Genomic DNA, 14,655 nt, shown 5'->3' with positions numbered 1-14,655 from the left:
AATCTTGCGATTTCCGTCCATAACTTCGAGCTCGCGGGGGTTTAATTTGTTGCATGTCACTGGCTGGTAGAGGGTTTGCGTTGAGGCTGATGGCCTCCGTCGTGCTACTTCTCGGGTCCGCGACGCTCGTGAGTGTGCCGGTGGCACAAGCAGATCCGGGACCCGGCTCGCCGGTTCCAGCGAATGATCCGTTCTACGATTGGGACGGTGGCCTGGATGTCTCCCCGGGAACGGTGCTGCGGTCGAGGCCCATGACGTTCCGTACCCCCAGCCAGCCGACGCCGATCACAGGTAGCCAGGTTCTCTACAGAACTACCGACCAACAGGGCGACGGCGTCGTCACGGTCGCCACGGTGCTGCGGCCCTTGATCCCCGGGCCGACGCGGATCGTCTCTTACCACATGGCCTACGACGCCCTCGGCTCTCAGTGCAATCCCTCGTACACCCTCAGCGGCGGGTCCACGAGTCCCATTGCCGGTGCGGAACAGGCGGTCATTGCCGGTTACCTCGCAGCCGGCTACACCGTCGTCGTGCCGGATTACGAGGGCGAGGAGCTCGAGTGGACGATCGGGCGGCAGTCGGGCTACGCAGCTCTGGACGGCGTTCGCGCGGCCCAGTCCTTCCTGCAGCTTCCGTCGAGCACCCCCGTCGGGATGATCGGTTACTCCGGTGGATCCGTCCCGACGCAATGGGGAGCCGAGGTTGCCCCCGAGTACGCACCCGAGCTGAATCTCGTCGGTGTGGCGGCCGGCGGCCTGCCGGTCGACCTGGCTCACAACCTGCCGTACGTCAGCGGTAACAGAGGGTGGGCGGGTGTCATCCCGGCACTGATCGTCGCCTACGAGCGTGCGTACGGACTCGACCTGACCAGTTTCATCTCCGACTACGGCTTCGAGGTGATCGATCAGGTCGATCAGGAGTGCATTGCCCAGTTCGCCGACGACTACCCCACGCTCACCGACGCCTCGATGGTGAAGGCCCCGTACACCTCCTTGCTCGACGTACCCGAGGTGGTGGCGGCGATCGACGACAACATCATGGGCAGCCAGGGCACTCCACGGACGCCGATGTTCCTGGCGGTCGGGCAGGCCGATCCGATCGGCGATTCCGTCATGATCACCGGTGATGTACGGGGACTGGCTCACGACTATTGCTCCAGGGGCGTCGATGTGCAGTACGCGCAGTACGACGGCCTGACGCACAGCGAAGCCTTCCCGGCCTTCGAGGCTCAGGGTCTGCAGTTCCTCACCGAGCGATTCGGCGGTGGGCCGACGCGCAGCAATTGTGTGATGATCCCGCCCGGCAATGCCTTGACCCCGACTCCGTAGTTCTCTCAGATGGCCCCGAGATCGGCCGACAGCCAGTGCTCCGGCTGCAGGTAGAACACCACGTTCTCCTCGTGCTCTCGGTGGGCCATCTCGAGGTAGCCGTCGACCTTCTCCGGAGGCAGGTAGCGGGCTGCCATGGCGCGCAGCAGCTCCGGGGTGCTCGGTTCCTCGCGCGCCACGGGGCCCTCGACGCTGACGTAGCGGATCGTCGGATCGGACTGCTCGATCATCAGGGTGAATCGCCCTGCGGTCCTGATCAATTGGGCCTTCTTCGACGTGGCACCGGTCAACACCCAGGCTTCCCCGTCGGGCGTGTAGTCGTACCAGATCGGTACCGTCAGCGGGCCACGGTCCGCCCCGGCCGCGACCGACAGGGCGGCGATATGCGATTCGGCCAAATACTCTTCGCGTTCTGTCTTCGACAGTGCCATGTATTCACGGTAGGGCTTCCTGCGTCGAACATCCAGACTTCGAGCGGTGCCAGGTGACGGATCGTCGTCGAGCGTGGACAGTGGAGAGATGTCGATCGACCAGCGAGAAATTCCGGGTAGCCCCGTGGGCCGACGCGTCGTGCTGGGCCTGCTGGCGGCCGGTGCGGCAGGCATCGTCGGCGGCGGTGCCCTTCAGAAGGGCTTGGCGTCGGCCCTGGGTCCGATCGGCAACCACGATCCGACGGGCCTGATCGGACTGATTCCCGTCGGGAACAATTTCCGGTTCTATTCGGTGACGCTGGGAGCGCCGCGCAAGGACGAGAACTCCTACGCCCTGACGGTGGGCGGTTCCGTCGACTCACCGCGGACGTTCACTCTGCAGGACCTCCGTTCGATGCCGCAGACGTCGTCGGTCCGTGACTTCCAGTGCGTCACGGGATGGCGGGTGCCCGAAGTTGCTTGGAGCGGAGTGCGATTGGCGGATATTCTCGATGCCGTCGGACCCACCGCGTCGGCGACGTCGTTGCGGTTCACCTCGTTCGACGGCACGTACACCGAGAGTCTCACGCTCGAGCAGGCCCGTCGCGACGACGTACTGGTTGCGTTGACCATGCTGGACGGTCCGGTGACCCACGATCACGGAGGTCCGGTGCGGTTGTTCGTCGGTCCGATGTACGGCTACAAGAGCATCAAGTGGCTCGGCGGAATCGAGCTGACGGACAACGTGGTTCCCGGATACTGGGAGAATCGTGGATACGACATCGACGCGTACGTCGGCGAATCGAACGGGCGTCGCGATGACCCCACGAGCTGACGACCGCAATCGGTTCGGCCGGGTAGAACGGTACGTGCACTGGGCAGTCGGGGTCTTGGTGATCGTGTGCATGGTGACCGCGGCGATTCTGTACATCGGGTCGCTCGCGGTGCTCGTCGGCAATCGTCCCGTGGTGGAGTTCGTGCATGTGTGGTCGGGCTTTCTGCTGCCGATTCCGTTGGTCGCCGGTGCGATATCCAGGGGGTATCGACGGGACATGACGCGCCTCAACAGATTCGTCGCCGACGACTGGAAGTGGGTGCGCTCCAAGGCTCGACGCATCGGCGCCATCGGCGTCGGCAAGTTCAATGCGGGTCAGAAGCTCAACGGCGCGCTCAGCGGTGGATCGATTCTGGTGCTGCTGCTCACCGGTGCCGTGATGTATTTCCAGAACTGGAGTCCGTTGGACTGGCGCATCGGCGCGACCTTCGTGCACGACTGGTTCGCACTGGGATTCGGCCTTCTGGTCGTCGGACACATCACGTACGCGTGGAACGACACCGAGGCCATGCGCGGAATGACGGAGGGTGTGGTCACGCGAGACTGGGCGGAACACGAGCATCCGGAGTGGGTGGACGACGACCCTCGGGCCGGCGTCAGTGATCGACCGTGATCGTCGAAGGATCAGTGATCGCGCTCGATGGATGGACGACCGTTCGACCGCCGCTCATGAGGTAGGTCCGGCCGTCGATGTCGATCGAGATCGGCGGCCGCGCGCTCGGCTGGATGCTCACGGTCGTCGACGTCGCGTCGCATCGGACGTGAATGTGGTGGTCGCGGTAGCGGAGATCGAATGCCAGTGATCGGAGCTCTGACGGCAGTTGCGGATGGAGCCACAGGGTGTCGCCGCGAACGTCGATTCCGGTGTAGCACCGTTGCACGATATCGATGCTGCCGGCCATGGCAGCGAGGTGGATTCCCTCGCGTGTCGTTCCTCGTTGAGTGTCGGAGAGATCGGCGGCGCTGGACGTGCGGAGCATCTCCCACGAGTCGATTCGATTGCTGCGCGCGAGAACCCACGCATGGGCGACCCTACTGAGAGTGGAACCGTGAGTGGTCCGGTCGAGGTAGTAGTCGATTGTCGCGGGGATCGTCACCGGGTCGAAGGCGTACCCCATCGAGCCGAGCAGCTCGGTCAGCTCCTCGGCCGTGAACAGATACAGGAGCATCAGCACATCGGCCTGCTTCGAGACCTTGTACTCGGCGCAGGAATCTCCCTCCGCGTTCAAGATCAAGTCCAGTCGACCGATATTGCCGTATCTGCGCCGGTACTCGTCGAGATCGAGTTCTCTGAGCTTTCCGTACCCGTGGAACTGAGCGAGCAGGCCGTTGTCGAGAAACTCCACCCGAAGACGGTTCGCAACCGACCTCCACTGGTCGAGTTCACCCGGGTCGATCTCGAGACGGCTCCACAGGCCGACGTCGTCGTGCCCGACGATGTCGTACGCGTCCAGAGCTCGACGAATGCTCCACGACGCCATCACGTTGACGTAGGTGCAGTTGTCGATCCCTTCCCCGGGTCGGCCTGGATAGCCGTCGTGAAATTCGTCCGGACCCATCACGCCCCGGATGTCGAATCGTTGCTCCGCCGAGTCCCAGCTCGCGAGGCCGACCCAGAATCTCGCGATTTCGATCAGCATCTCGGCACCGTACGAGACCAGGAACCCGAAGTCCGCCGTCACCTGCCAGTAGTGCCACACGTTGTACGCCACTGCGAGTCCGACGTGGAACTGGCGGCTCGAGTGGTCGGCCATCCACCGCCCCGATCGTGGATTGAACAGAAATCGAGGCGTCTCCTCGCGGCCGTCGCTTCCGCTCTGCCACGGGAAAAGTGCGCCCGCACAGTCGAGTTCGCGCGCTCGACGCCGCGCTTGGGGGAGGCGTCGGTGTCGGTAGAGCAACAGCGACCTCGACAGCTCGGGTAGGCGCAGGTTGAGGAGCGGGAGAACGAAGAGTTCGTCCCAGAACACGTGCCCGCGGTAGGCCTCGCCGTGAAGGCCGCGAGCAGGAACACCGACGTCGAGTTCGATCGTGTGCGGGGACAGGCACGCGATGACGTGGAACAGCTGAAGGCGGAGCGCCTGGATGGTGTGCTCGTCGGCGCACGATGCGTCGAGTTCGTAGCGATTCCAGATCCGCTGCCATTGGCGGCGATGTTCGTCGAGGAGTGCTGTGAAGGGTCCCGACTCCGCCACCAGTGCCAACGCCGATTCGAGGGGGTCCGCGATCGCTCGATCACGCGAACAGTAGACAGCCACCGTCGTGGTGACCTCCAACGCGGTACCTGCCTCGACGTCTGCCGTGGTGTCCAGCGCGATCGCCGTCGGTTGCTTGCCGACCGCTCGCACCGGTTCCGGCGAGTGCATTCGTGCCGCCACGACGACCGTGATGGCCGACTGGACGGTTCGTGCGCGGAGCCACGATCGGCCATCCGTGAGTGTGCCTGTGGCGTGATCGGTCAGATGAATGTTGTTCAACGAACGGAAGTCGGAAACGTTGTCGTTGCGGATGTTTCCGTCGAGGACGGAGCGGACGGTGATCGGTGCGCTGTAGTTCACGGGTTCGATCCGAGTGCGCAGTGCCGCAGTATGTGGCGAGGCCATCGATACGATTCGTGCTTGCCGAAGCCACGTGCGCCGCCCCGCATCGTCTTCGAGCAGACTTTCTCGACGGAGCACACCCGCTTTCAGGTCCAGCACGACATGGTGGTGCAGTAGACGCTGGTTGTCGGTGGTCAGCCACGGCCCGTCCTCGATCCTGAACGTCGTGAGCAACCCGTTGGGGCAGGCGACGATGGATTCGTCCTCGTGATCGGCACCGTCGATCGTCGACGTCGCCCTGTCGTAGAGACCGGCAATGTACGTAGCCGGACCGTGCACGCCGTCGGAGACCGATTCGGGAAGGGCACCACGGACTGCGAAGTAACCGTTGCCCAGCGTGCACAGACTCTCCCGGACCCCTTCCTCCCACGCAGTGAGGCCGAGGTATTGCAGTGTCCACGGTGAGGACACATCGGCACGGCACAACTCGCACGACCGGTGTTGCCGGGCCGATGGATCCGGGTCGAAGTCGAGGTGGAGTTCGGTGAGCTCGCCGACGACGACATCGGCGGTGTCCACTCCCGCCGGCTGCTGCCCGTGTGTCAGGCCGATGACGAGGCCGAACTGCCCAGCATGGGCAGCGTCGATGCCGGCTGACGAATCCTCCACGACGGCAAGGGATGTCGGGGGCAAACCCAGCCTCAGGGCGGCTTCGAGGTACATCGCGGGTGCCGGCTTGCCCGGGAGGGTGAGTCGTTCCGCATCCACACCGTCCACCCTGGCGTCGAACAATCCACCGATACCGGCCAATTCGAGGACGTGCGCGGCATTGCGGCTGGCGGAGACAATCGCTGTGGGCACCCCCGCCAGCCGCAACCGACGGAGCACGGTGACCGTCGCACCGATCGTGCGCACGCCCTCGCCGTCGAGAATGCGGAGGTACTCGTCGTTCTTTCGCCTAGCCCAGGTCTCGATGCCGTCCTGGTCTGCCAGTTCGATTGCCCGCGCGTGTGCGAAACAGCGAAGGCCGTCGACGCGGTGTCGGCCGTCGATGTAATCGAGGTAGTCCTGGTGGGTGAACGGGCGATCCGACTGTCCGGCCGCGGTGAGAAGGGAATCGAGCGTCTTCTTCCATGCTCGTTCGTGGAGCTCGGCGGAGTCGGTCACAACGCCATCGAGGTCGAACAGCACGGCCGCGATCGTGCGATCCTGAATCCTCACTGCTCGACATGACCTCTGTGAGTACGTCCGAACACGACTCGCTCCCACCATGATTGGAGTGGACTCGGATCGAGCCACACCACCGTCTCGGGTTCGGCTCGAATCGCGTCTGCCGGCTCAACCCGGTCGAATCGGTCGGCAGGCTCGGTCATGGTTCCAGCGTGAGGTCGGGTTCTGCAGCGGTGGGGTTCGGTCGTCCGTCCGAACGCTCGAACAATGTTCCCGGGTGAGACAGAGCGGTGGCACCCAGCAACATCGTCGCGGCGAGAAACCCGGACAGGAAGCTCCACGTCGTGGATCCCTGCGCCATCGTCGTGACGTACACACCGCTCCCGATGATGCCGGCCGTGAGCAGCACATCGGTCGTGAGGTGATCGCGGGTGTCGTCGAATATCGAGGGGGGTCTGTGCATCGGGCACCTCCGTGGTGAGGATTGCGTCCGTACCGAGAATTCCTCAATCGACGTCTGCGTCGACAGGGCCGAAGGTCCCTGATCCGACGGCCGACAGCGGTGCACCACCACCGGCTCGATCATGTCGACGAGTGAACGGCCGATTCGATTCGGCGGGCCCACTGCTCGATGTCTGGCCAGTCGCGGGCGTCACGGTAGTGCCCACCCATCAGTCGGAACACCACTCGGCCCACCCCCGGCCAATCTCCCGGTGCGATCGATCCGGCGAACCATCGATGATCGCGAAGCGGGACCTGCTTCCGAAGCCTCTGCACGGCAAGCGGTTCCGGTGTGCGGGGGCGGAGGAAGTCGGCCAACCGAGAGGAGAGAAGCGTGCTGGTCGATCCCACGGAGGACACCGAGAAGGCCCACACCGGAGCAGTGACGCCGCACTCCTCCGCGATCCGTCCCGCCATGTCTTCGGCAGCCGGCAGCCACTGACGGTCGTGGATGGCGCTGCCGAACACGAGAGCAGCGCAGCTCGGCAGGGGCGAGGTGTCGGCCACCGACCTGACCGCGACCCGGGTACCTCCTGTGCGCAGACACGACGCGATCCTCTCGGCGATCCCGCGAGTGGATCCCTTCGCCGTGGCGTACAGCACCAGCACATCGACGCAGTTCGGATCCGTCATGTGAAGCACCTCGTCCTATTCATGGTGTGTTCTCCTCGGCTGCAACACAATTCGGCGAATTACGAACATCGTCCGGTTGTTTCCGCTCGGTCGGTTCGTCGTCCGACGCGAGGGTGAAGTAGTTCTCCTCCTCCTGCAGAAAATGCAGGCGCAGCAGGGCGTACAGGCCGTACAGGCAGGCGAGCAGGTCGTCGGACTGGTCTTCGCTCACGTGCCCTCGGGCATCCGCCTGCTCGAGGTGAGTGCGCAATCGACCGGACACGCGTCCGATCTCGGCGTGCATCCGACTCATCGTTGCAGTCGCCTCGCTGCTGCCGAGGGGGCCGGCCAATGCCGGATACAACTCGGTGTCCTCGGCCCGCTCGTGCGGCAACAGGGTATCGGTGAGAAACGTATCGACCAGCCGCAACGAGGCGCGCGCCTGATCCAGGTGCCCGGTCGTGATCAACTGCGCAGTCTGACGCAGCAGAGACAGATCCTCACGCATCAGGTCGTGTTCGCCGTCGAATCTGCGGAGCATGTCGGCAGTGCTCTCGGTGAGGGTGACCCGCTGTGCCGAGCCGACGCGTAGTGCCCGCAGTGCATTGAGAATGACGGCGACGTCGATACCTTCCTGCAACAGCGCGCCCGCAGCGGGCGGTAGCAGGCCGAAAGCCGCAAAGCCCATGGCTACCAACGACAATCCCATCCCGACTGCGGCGCTCTGGACGGCGATGCGACGGGAGCGACGGGCAATCTCCATCGCGTCGGCGAGCCGGTCCAGACGGTCTGCGGTCAGCACGATGTCGGCCGCTTCCGAACTCGCTGTCGAGCCGCGCGCACCCATCGCCACTCCGACGGTCGCTGCGGCCAGTGCGGGAGCATCGTTGACGCCGTCGCCCACCATGATCGTGACCGCAGATTCCCGTTCGGTCCGGACCCCGGCCACCTTGTCGGCGGGGGTCTGCTCGGCGTACACGGCGTCGAGTCCCAGTATCGCTCCGACCGCCTCGGCAGGTTCGTGGCGATCTCCGGTCAACATGACCACGCGCGTCAATCCGGCCGAACGCAGACGCCGCAGCGTTCGGGACGCGTCGCGACGAAGGGGATCGACCAGCAGTATCGCTCCGGCGAGTGCGGAATCGATGGTGACCCAGGCGATGACGGCTCCATCGAAGGCGGCCCGTGCAAGTACCGCCCGCGCCCACGCCGGTGCGTCGGGACCGACATCCAAAGAGCCGACCGTGATGCGTCTGCCGTCCACGGTGGATGCGACACCCGTCCCCGCTGCCTCGTCGACGTCGGTGGGCATGGACAGAGCCAGACCGCGCCCCGTCGCCTCCCGCACGATGGCCTCGGCGAGAACGTGCGGCGAGAGTCGATCCGCGGACGCCGCGAGCCGGAGGAGTTCGGTCGGGTCGGTGCCCGGTGCGGCCACGATGTCGCCGCCGGTCGGTCTGCCGGTGGTGAGGGTTCCGGTCTTGTCCAACACCAGAGTGGTGGCGTGCCCGAGGTTCTCCAGGGCTCCGCCGTGCCTGATCAGGACGCCGATGCGAGAGGCGCGGGACATGCCCGAGACGATCGCGATCGGAGCCGCGAGCAGCAGAGGGCAGGGTGTAGCGACCACCAAAACCGCAACGGCGCGAACGACCGAGTCGCTGATCAGCCAGGACAGCGTGGAGACGATCAGGACGAAGGGCAGGAACCAGGCTGCGATTCGGTCGGCCAGCCGGACCACGGGAGCGCTCTCGGCAGCGGCCTCGCGGGCCAACTGCACGACACCGGCGTACGTGCTGTCCGCGGCGGTCGCGCGGGCGGAGAGCTCGAACGCCGAACCGGCATTGACGACGCCACTGCGTACGTCCTGACCGGTACGACGTCGAACCTGCATCGCTTCGCCGGTGAGCACCGATTCGTCGAGAACCGCGATCGGGGAGGTGATCCATCCGTCGACGGGCACCACCTCTCCCGGTCCGACGACGATCGCGTCGCCGACCCCGACCTCGTCGATCGGTACGGTCTGTACGTCGTTCGCGATCCGGCGGCGGGCCGTATGCGGGACGTTGTCCAGCAGGGAGTGCAAGTCCTTCGTGGCTCGGCGCTCGGCCGCGGAATCGAGAGCTCGTCCGGTGGCCAGCATGACTCCGATCAGTGCGCCGGCGACGTACTCGTGGACGAGGAGGGTGCCGGCGAGCGACAGGACCGCGATCAGGTCGACTCCGACGCGGCCGCGGCGTAGGGCGTCGATCACCCACCAGGTGGCCGGGAGGATCGAGACCACGGTTCCGGCGATCCAGAAGCCGTCGGCGACGGCCTTCGCGTCGAGCAACCAGGCGAGCCCACCGCAGAGCAGTGCACCGACGGTCGCTACGAGCAAGGCCGGATCGGCCGCAGCGCGTAGCCGTTTCGGTACCGAGGGTTGCTGCGTCGATGTCACCGCGCCGCTCGTACGGTTCACATGTTCATGTGCATCGGCGGCAGGATGCCCATCTGATGAAGACACATCATGATCATGTGCACCGTGCTCATCGAGTCCATCGGATTCATCGACATGTCCAACTCCTCTGACAATCGGTTGATCTCCATCGAACTCTGGAATCGACCTCGCGCACACGATCCTTTAGTCCTCGATGTGCGGGACTTAGGTCGGGCCGAGGTTCGCGAAAACGTGCGCGGATGAGCGATCGAAAAATTCGTCGGCGACGAGTGACAGTGATCGGTTCACCGGACGGGTGCGGACGTGCCTCGTGCGCGACGGGACCCGAGCGACGCGGCCAGGGTCTGTTCGGCTGGGTGAAAGTAGTTGACAAGGAAACCACAGCAGGTATCGTCGGAGTAGTTGACATCGCAACCATTTGAACAGAGCGAGCTACCTCCCGGAATCGGACGGCGCGCGGTTCCAGCCGATCGCCGATCCACTCGGTGGCACGTACGAAAGTCACGTCCTCCGTCTGTCGACCATTCCACATCGAAAGGCCGCACCAATGACCAAGATCGCAATCATCTACTACTCGGCAACCGGCCACGGGTCCACCATGGCGAACAAACTCGCCGACGCAGCCACTGCTGCAGGTGCAGAGGTTCGCGTGCGGCACATCGCGGAAACACGCGACCCGAGCACCTTCGCCGAGAACCCCGCATGGACCGCCAATTACGAAGCGACCAAGGACCTTCCCGCTGCCAGCGGTGACGACATCGTCTGGGCCGACGGCGTCATCCTCGGATCTCCGACGCGTTTCGGCAGCACCGCGGCACCGTTCCAGAACTTCATGGACTCGCTCGGCGGATACTGGGCCAAGGGGGAACTCGCGAACAAGGCGTACGCCGCCTTCACCTCCAGCCAAACCGCGCATGGCGGCCAGGAGACAACCCTCATCGGTTTGTACACCTCGCTGATGCACTTCGGCGGTGTCCTGGTGCCGCCCGGCTACACCGACGGACTGAAGTTCGTCGACGGCAATCCCTACGGCGTGGGCCACGTGACCGGCGGTGACAACCAGAACGAGCTCGAGGACGCCACGAATGCGGCACTCGAGCACATGGCCACTCGCGTCGTCACCATCGCAACCGCACTGGCGAAGTAGGCAGTCCCGTACCCGCACAGCGACTTGGAGCGCGGCCGGAGTTTGAGCCTCGGCAAGGACCAATGGCACCGACGCTCACCTGGTGCGCAGCACCAATTCTGTCGGATGGGCATCGGCCGGCGTATCGATTGCGTTGCGTACTGCGAGGGCAACGGTGCTGGGCTGCAAGAACTTCGAGCCGTCGTACTCCCCACCCTCGTGCGCGACGATCTCCTGCTGCATCTCGGTGTCGATACGTCCGGGATGCACCGAGGTCACCCGCAAGGACGGCTCCTCCGACCGCAGCGCATCCCCGAATGCCCGCAGTGCGAACTTGCTCGCCGCATAGCCGCCCCAACCGGGGTTGGCGCGAATACCGGCACCCGAATTGATCAGCACCACATGACCGTTCGCCTTGCGCAGCGCCGGTAGGAGCACGCGGGTGAGCTCGACGACGGCGATGACGTTCACCTCGTACTGTCGCCGCCAATCATCGGCCGTCGACTCCTCGACCGTCCCCAGTGCCGCGACTCCGGCGTTGTGCACCAACACGTCCAGAGAATCGATGCCCGACGCGGCGGCCGCCACCGCGTCGGGATCGGTCAGTTCCACCGGCCACGGGGTAGCTCCTGCCAGTTCCGACGCGATCGGCTCGAGAGATCCGGCCGATCGTCCCCCCAGCAACACGTGATGATCCGGAGCGAGCAATCGAGCGATATGGGCCCCGAGGCCACGACTTGCTCCGGTCACCAACGCAGTACGAGTCATGTAACCACAGTAATCAGGCCCCTTGCGTCCGCACGTTTCGCTCCACTCCGGAGCGTGAATCGGGGATTCCCCGGCCTGAACCAGTGGAGTGGAGCACTCGTTGCAGCAGCAACTCACACTCGACTAGAAGCTCATCCCCGCCGCGGCGGCCCAGGTCCGGGTCGTATTCGCACCGTCCAGTTCCTCGCGAATGATGTCCGCGTGGCCGGCGTGCTGCGAGATTTCGCGCAGTATGTGCAGCACGGTGAATCGTGCACTCTGCCAGATACGTTCAGGTGCCCAGGGTGCCGTCGGGACCGGGACCGCCACATCGAGATCCAACGTTGCCAGGGCGTCGGCAGTGGAGCGCGCCACCTCGTCCCATTCGGCGATCAGCCCGGCGACCGTTTCGTCGTCCGCCATGACGTATTCGCCGCCGGCGGACTCCATGTCGAACTCGGCCGTCTCGTCCAGGTCGGCGATGACCTTCATCCAATGCCTCTCGTTGCTGATCACGTGATGCAGCAGTCCGCCGAGGGTCAGCTCGCTGGCGGTGGTGCGGGTGCGCGCCTGTTCGTCGCTGATTCCGCGAACGGTGATGAGAAAGTTCGCGCGCTGTTCGGCAAGCATTTTCTGGATGTCGGTGTTCTCGGTGATCATCGTTTCCTCCTGGGTGAGCTGGTGAAACCCACACTAGGAACAAACAAGGACACCTTCGGTCCGCAATTCAACCGAGCGGAATTGCGCGTATGGACGCAAACTGTCTGCATGGGCGATCGAGGTTTCACTTCCACGCAGTTGGCGGCACGGGCGGCGTACCTGCTTCGAGGAAACGACCTGGGCACCATGACCAGCGCGGCCCCGAGGCTGTATCCGCACATGTGGAGCTGGGACGCGGCATTCGTCTCCGTCGGACTGGCGCCGCTCAGTGTCGAGCGTGCTGTGGTGGAGATGGACACGTTGCTCTCGGCGCAGTGGAAGAACGGGATGATCCCGCACATCGTCTTCGCCAATGGGGTCGACGGCTACTTTCCCGGTCCGGCGCGCTGGGCTACCGGAACACTCGCTCCCCAGGCTCCGATGAACCCGCAGACCTCCGGCATCACCCAACCACCGGTGCACGCGATCGCGGTGCAGCGGATCCTCGACCACTCCAAGCGACATGGACGTACGACGCGTGCCGTCGCCGAGGAGTTTCTCGATCGCCGCTGGGGTGATCTGGTGCGGTGGCACCGTTGGCTCGCGCAGGCGCGTGACGTCGACGACAACGGGCGTATCGCGCTGTTCCACGGCTGGGAGTCGGGCATGGACAACTCGCCGCGGTGGGATTCGGCCTACGCCAATGTTGTTCCTGGAGAGATGGATCCGTACTTCCGGGAGGACAAGGCGGTCATCACCGACGCCTCCCAGCGGCCCAGCAATCTCGAGTACGACCGCTACATCTGGCTGGTCGAGGAAATGAAGCAGGTCGGCTACGACGACGATGCATTGAAGACGAAGATGAGTTTCGCCGTCGAGGACGTGTTCGTCAGCGCCATCTTCGCGGTGGCGTGCGATGTACTCGCCACCATCGGCGAGGACCATTCTCGTCCCCACTCGGATGTGCGGGAACTGCGGTCGTGGGCGGAGAAGTTCCGCACGGGAGTGGTCGCGACGACGGACGCACGCTCCGGTGGGGCCCGCGACTTCGACCTGCGGACGGGTCAATGGATCGGCACCGAGACCATCGCGATGTTCGCGCCCTTGCTCTGCGGCGGCTTGCCTCGCGAGCAGGAGCGCAACCTGCTTCGAGTCTTCGAGGGCACACGATTCTGCGGGCATCCGGATCTGCGGTACGCCGTTCCGCCGTCGACGTCGCCGGTCTCGAAGGACTTCCGTGCCCGCGAGTACTGGCGCGGGCCGGTGTGGCCGGTGATGACGTGGTTGTTCTCGTGGGCGTTCGCGCGTCGCGGTTGGTCGGAGCGGTCACTGTCCTTGCGCGACGAAGGCTTGCGTCAGGCCAGCGACGGCAGCTTTGCCGAGTACTACGAGCCGTTCACCGGTAAGCCGCTCGGCAGCATGCAGCAATCCTGGACGGCCGCGGCCGTCCTGGACTGGCTGGGATGAAGGGAGAAATCAGCTGAGGTAGCTGTCGACCAACGGGCCGACGACGTCGAACGAGGTGGCGTCGGGCACGAGATACTTGGCGACGGTGCCGCAGACGAAGGGGTGCCAGGCGGAGCCGGAGTCGGTGCCGAGTGACGAGACGGCCAGGATGTCGCCGAAGTAGATGCCGGGCAGGTGGCGCTGGACGAGCCCGTCGTTGTGCAAGGCGACGGCCAGCAGCTCTTCGACGTGACTGCGATCGATCTCGTCGCCCATGGATGCGAGGAGATCCGCGCCCTCGCCGCGGGCCCGAACGGGGTCGCTGTCGAGCAGCGTCAGCGCGCCGACGGTGACGCCTCGGCTCTGTAGTTCGACGGCAATGGCGTGGGCGAGAACTCCGCCGAACGACATCCCCAGGAGGTGAACGGCACCGTCGGTCTGGACACGAGCGATGTCGTCGGCGTACCGCGAAGCCAAGGAGACGAGGGACTCGGAACGCTCACCGGACGTCGGTACCTGGACGCCGTAGATGGGCCGTTCGTCGTCGATGTGGCCGGCCAGACCTGCGTAGCAATCGACCAGGCCCACCAACGGGTGGACGCAGAACACGGGATCGAGGTGGCCGGTGGTTCGGATCGGCGCGATGGTCGGCACCGCATAGTTCGACGGGTCGAGTTCCGCGAGGGCCAGATGGGGAAGATCGTTCACGACAGTCATGGGTGCGCCTCCGAGCCAAGAGATGAAGTTCGTGTTTCCATAGGGTTTGTTCGTGCCGACTCTGGGTATGTCGCCGTCGGCAGCGTGAGTGTTACCCACGTCTCATTACTGACGACTCAACCACGTCTGCGAACAGAACGCATTAGT

The 14,655-nt window shown here is 64.8% G+C and carries 13 protein-coding genes; 5 read left to right on the top strand and 8 right to left on the bottom strand.

The features are described 5' to 3' along the window. Positions 1 to 53 precede the first annotated feature (53 nt). Positions 54 to 1,328, top strand: coding sequence for a lipase family protein (locus AABD04_RS24855; protein ID WP_423228194.1), 1,275 nt, complete (start codon positions 54 to 56; stop codon positions 1,326 to 1,328). Between the two features lie 5 nt (positions 1,329 to 1,333). On the opposite strand, the gene AABD04_RS24850 is transcribed toward AABD04_RS24855, so the two are convergent. Then, positions 1,334 to 1,759, bottom strand: coding sequence for a pyridoxamine 5'-phosphate oxidase family protein (locus AABD04_RS24850; RefSeq protein ID WP_341442885.1), 426 nt, complete (start codon positions 1,757 to 1,759; stop codon positions 1,334 to 1,336). A gap of 88 nt (positions 1,760 to 1,847) precedes the next feature. Here AABD04_RS24850 and AABD04_RS24845 point away from each other — a divergent pair, with 88 nt between their 5' ends. After that, positions 1,848 to 2,573 (top strand): molybdopterin-dependent oxidoreductase, encoded by a 726-nt coding sequence (locus AABD04_RS24845; RefSeq protein WP_341442884.1) that lies wholly within the window; start codon positions 1,848 to 1,850, stop codon positions 2,571 to 2,573. Beyond that, on the top strand, positions 2,557 to 3,186 hold the full coding sequence (locus tag AABD04_RS24840; protein WP_341442883.1) for a cytochrome b/b6 domain-containing protein: 630 nt from the start codon (positions 2,557 to 2,559) through the stop codon (positions 3,184 to 3,186). The genes AABD04_RS24845 and AABD04_RS24840 overlap by 17 nt, the downstream gene beginning before the upstream one ends. On the opposite strand, the gene AABD04_RS24835 is transcribed toward AABD04_RS24840, so the two are convergent. The 4 genes from AABD04_RS24835 to AABD04_RS24820 form a co-directional block, all read right to left on the bottom strand. Beyond that, positions 3,170 to 6,334 carry an HAD-IA family hydrolase gene (locus AABD04_RS24835; protein ID WP_341442882.1) on the bottom strand — a complete coding sequence of 1,055 codons (3,165 nt, stop codon included), beginning with the start codon at positions 6,332 to 6,334 and terminating at the stop codon, positions 3,170 to 3,172. The genes AABD04_RS24840 and AABD04_RS24835 overlap by 17 nt on opposite strands. A gap of 148 nt (positions 6,335 to 6,482) precedes the next feature. After that, the gene (locus AABD04_RS24830; RefSeq protein ID WP_341442881.1) at positions 6,483 to 6,746 is read right to left on the bottom strand and encodes a hypothetical protein; all 264 of its coding nucleotides are present in this window, start codon (positions 6,744 to 6,746) and stop codon (positions 6,483 to 6,485) included. 119 nt (positions 6,747 to 6,865) lie between these two features. Further along, positions 6,866 to 7,417: a flavodoxin domain-containing protein gene (locus AABD04_RS24825; RefSeq protein ID WP_341442880.1), complete on the bottom strand. Its 552-nt coding sequence runs from the start codon at positions 7,415 to 7,417 to the stop codon at positions 6,866 to 6,868. A gap of 19 nt (positions 7,418 to 7,436) precedes the next feature. Then, positions 7,437 to 9,833, bottom strand: coding sequence for a heavy metal translocating P-type ATPase (locus AABD04_RS24820; RefSeq protein WP_341442879.1), 2,397 nt, complete (start codon positions 9,831 to 9,833; stop codon positions 7,437 to 7,439). Between the two features lie 547 nt (positions 9,834 to 10,380). Between AABD04_RS24820 and wrbA the strand changes: the two genes are divergently transcribed. After that, on the top strand, positions 10,381 to 10,980 hold the full coding sequence (wrbA, locus tag AABD04_RS24815; RefSeq protein WP_243595659.1) for an NAD(P)H:quinone oxidoreductase: 600 nt from the start codon (positions 10,381 to 10,383) through the stop codon (positions 10,978 to 10,980). Positions 10,981 to 11,055: 75 nt separating this feature from the next. On the opposite strand, the gene AABD04_RS24810 is transcribed toward wrbA, so the two are convergent. Both AABD04_RS24810 and AABD04_RS24805 read right to left on the bottom strand, forming a co-directional pair. Next, complete coding sequence (locus tag AABD04_RS24810) at positions 11,056 to 11,727, bottom strand: SDR family oxidoreductase (RefSeq protein ID WP_341442878.1); 672 nt, start codon at positions 11,725 to 11,727, stop codon at positions 11,056 to 11,058. Positions 11,728 to 11,850: 123 nt separating this feature from the next. After that, on the bottom strand, positions 11,851 to 12,366 hold the full coding sequence (locus AABD04_RS24805) for a DinB family protein (RefSeq protein ID WP_341442877.1): 516 nt from the start codon (positions 12,364 to 12,366) through the stop codon (positions 11,851 to 11,853). Positions 12,367 to 12,474: 108 nt separating this feature from the next. On the opposite strand from AABD04_RS24805, the gene ggh reads away from it, so the two are divergent. Then, positions 12,475 to 13,812, top strand: a complete 1,338-nt coding sequence (ggh, locus tag AABD04_RS24800) for a glucosylglycerate hydrolase (RefSeq protein WP_243595656.1) — start codon at positions 12,475 to 12,477, stop codon at positions 13,810 to 13,812. 9 nt (positions 13,813 to 13,821) lie between these two features. Here the strand turns inward: ggh and AABD04_RS24795 are convergent, their stop codons facing one another. Beyond that, complete coding sequence (locus AABD04_RS24795) at positions 13,822 to 14,508, bottom strand: thioesterase domain-containing protein (protein ID WP_341442876.1); 687 nt, start codon at positions 14,506 to 14,508, stop codon at positions 13,822 to 13,824. Positions 14,509 to 14,655: the final 147 nt, after the last annotated feature.

This window comes from Rhodococcoides navarretei (assembly GCF_038069675.1).
Classification (GTDB): Bacteria; Actinomycetota; Actinomycetes; order Mycobacteriales; family Mycobacteriaceae; genus Rhodococcoides; species Rhodococcoides navarretei.
Note: the sequence above shows the minus strand (reverse complement) of the source record. Positions and strands in the feature narration are given on the sequence as shown.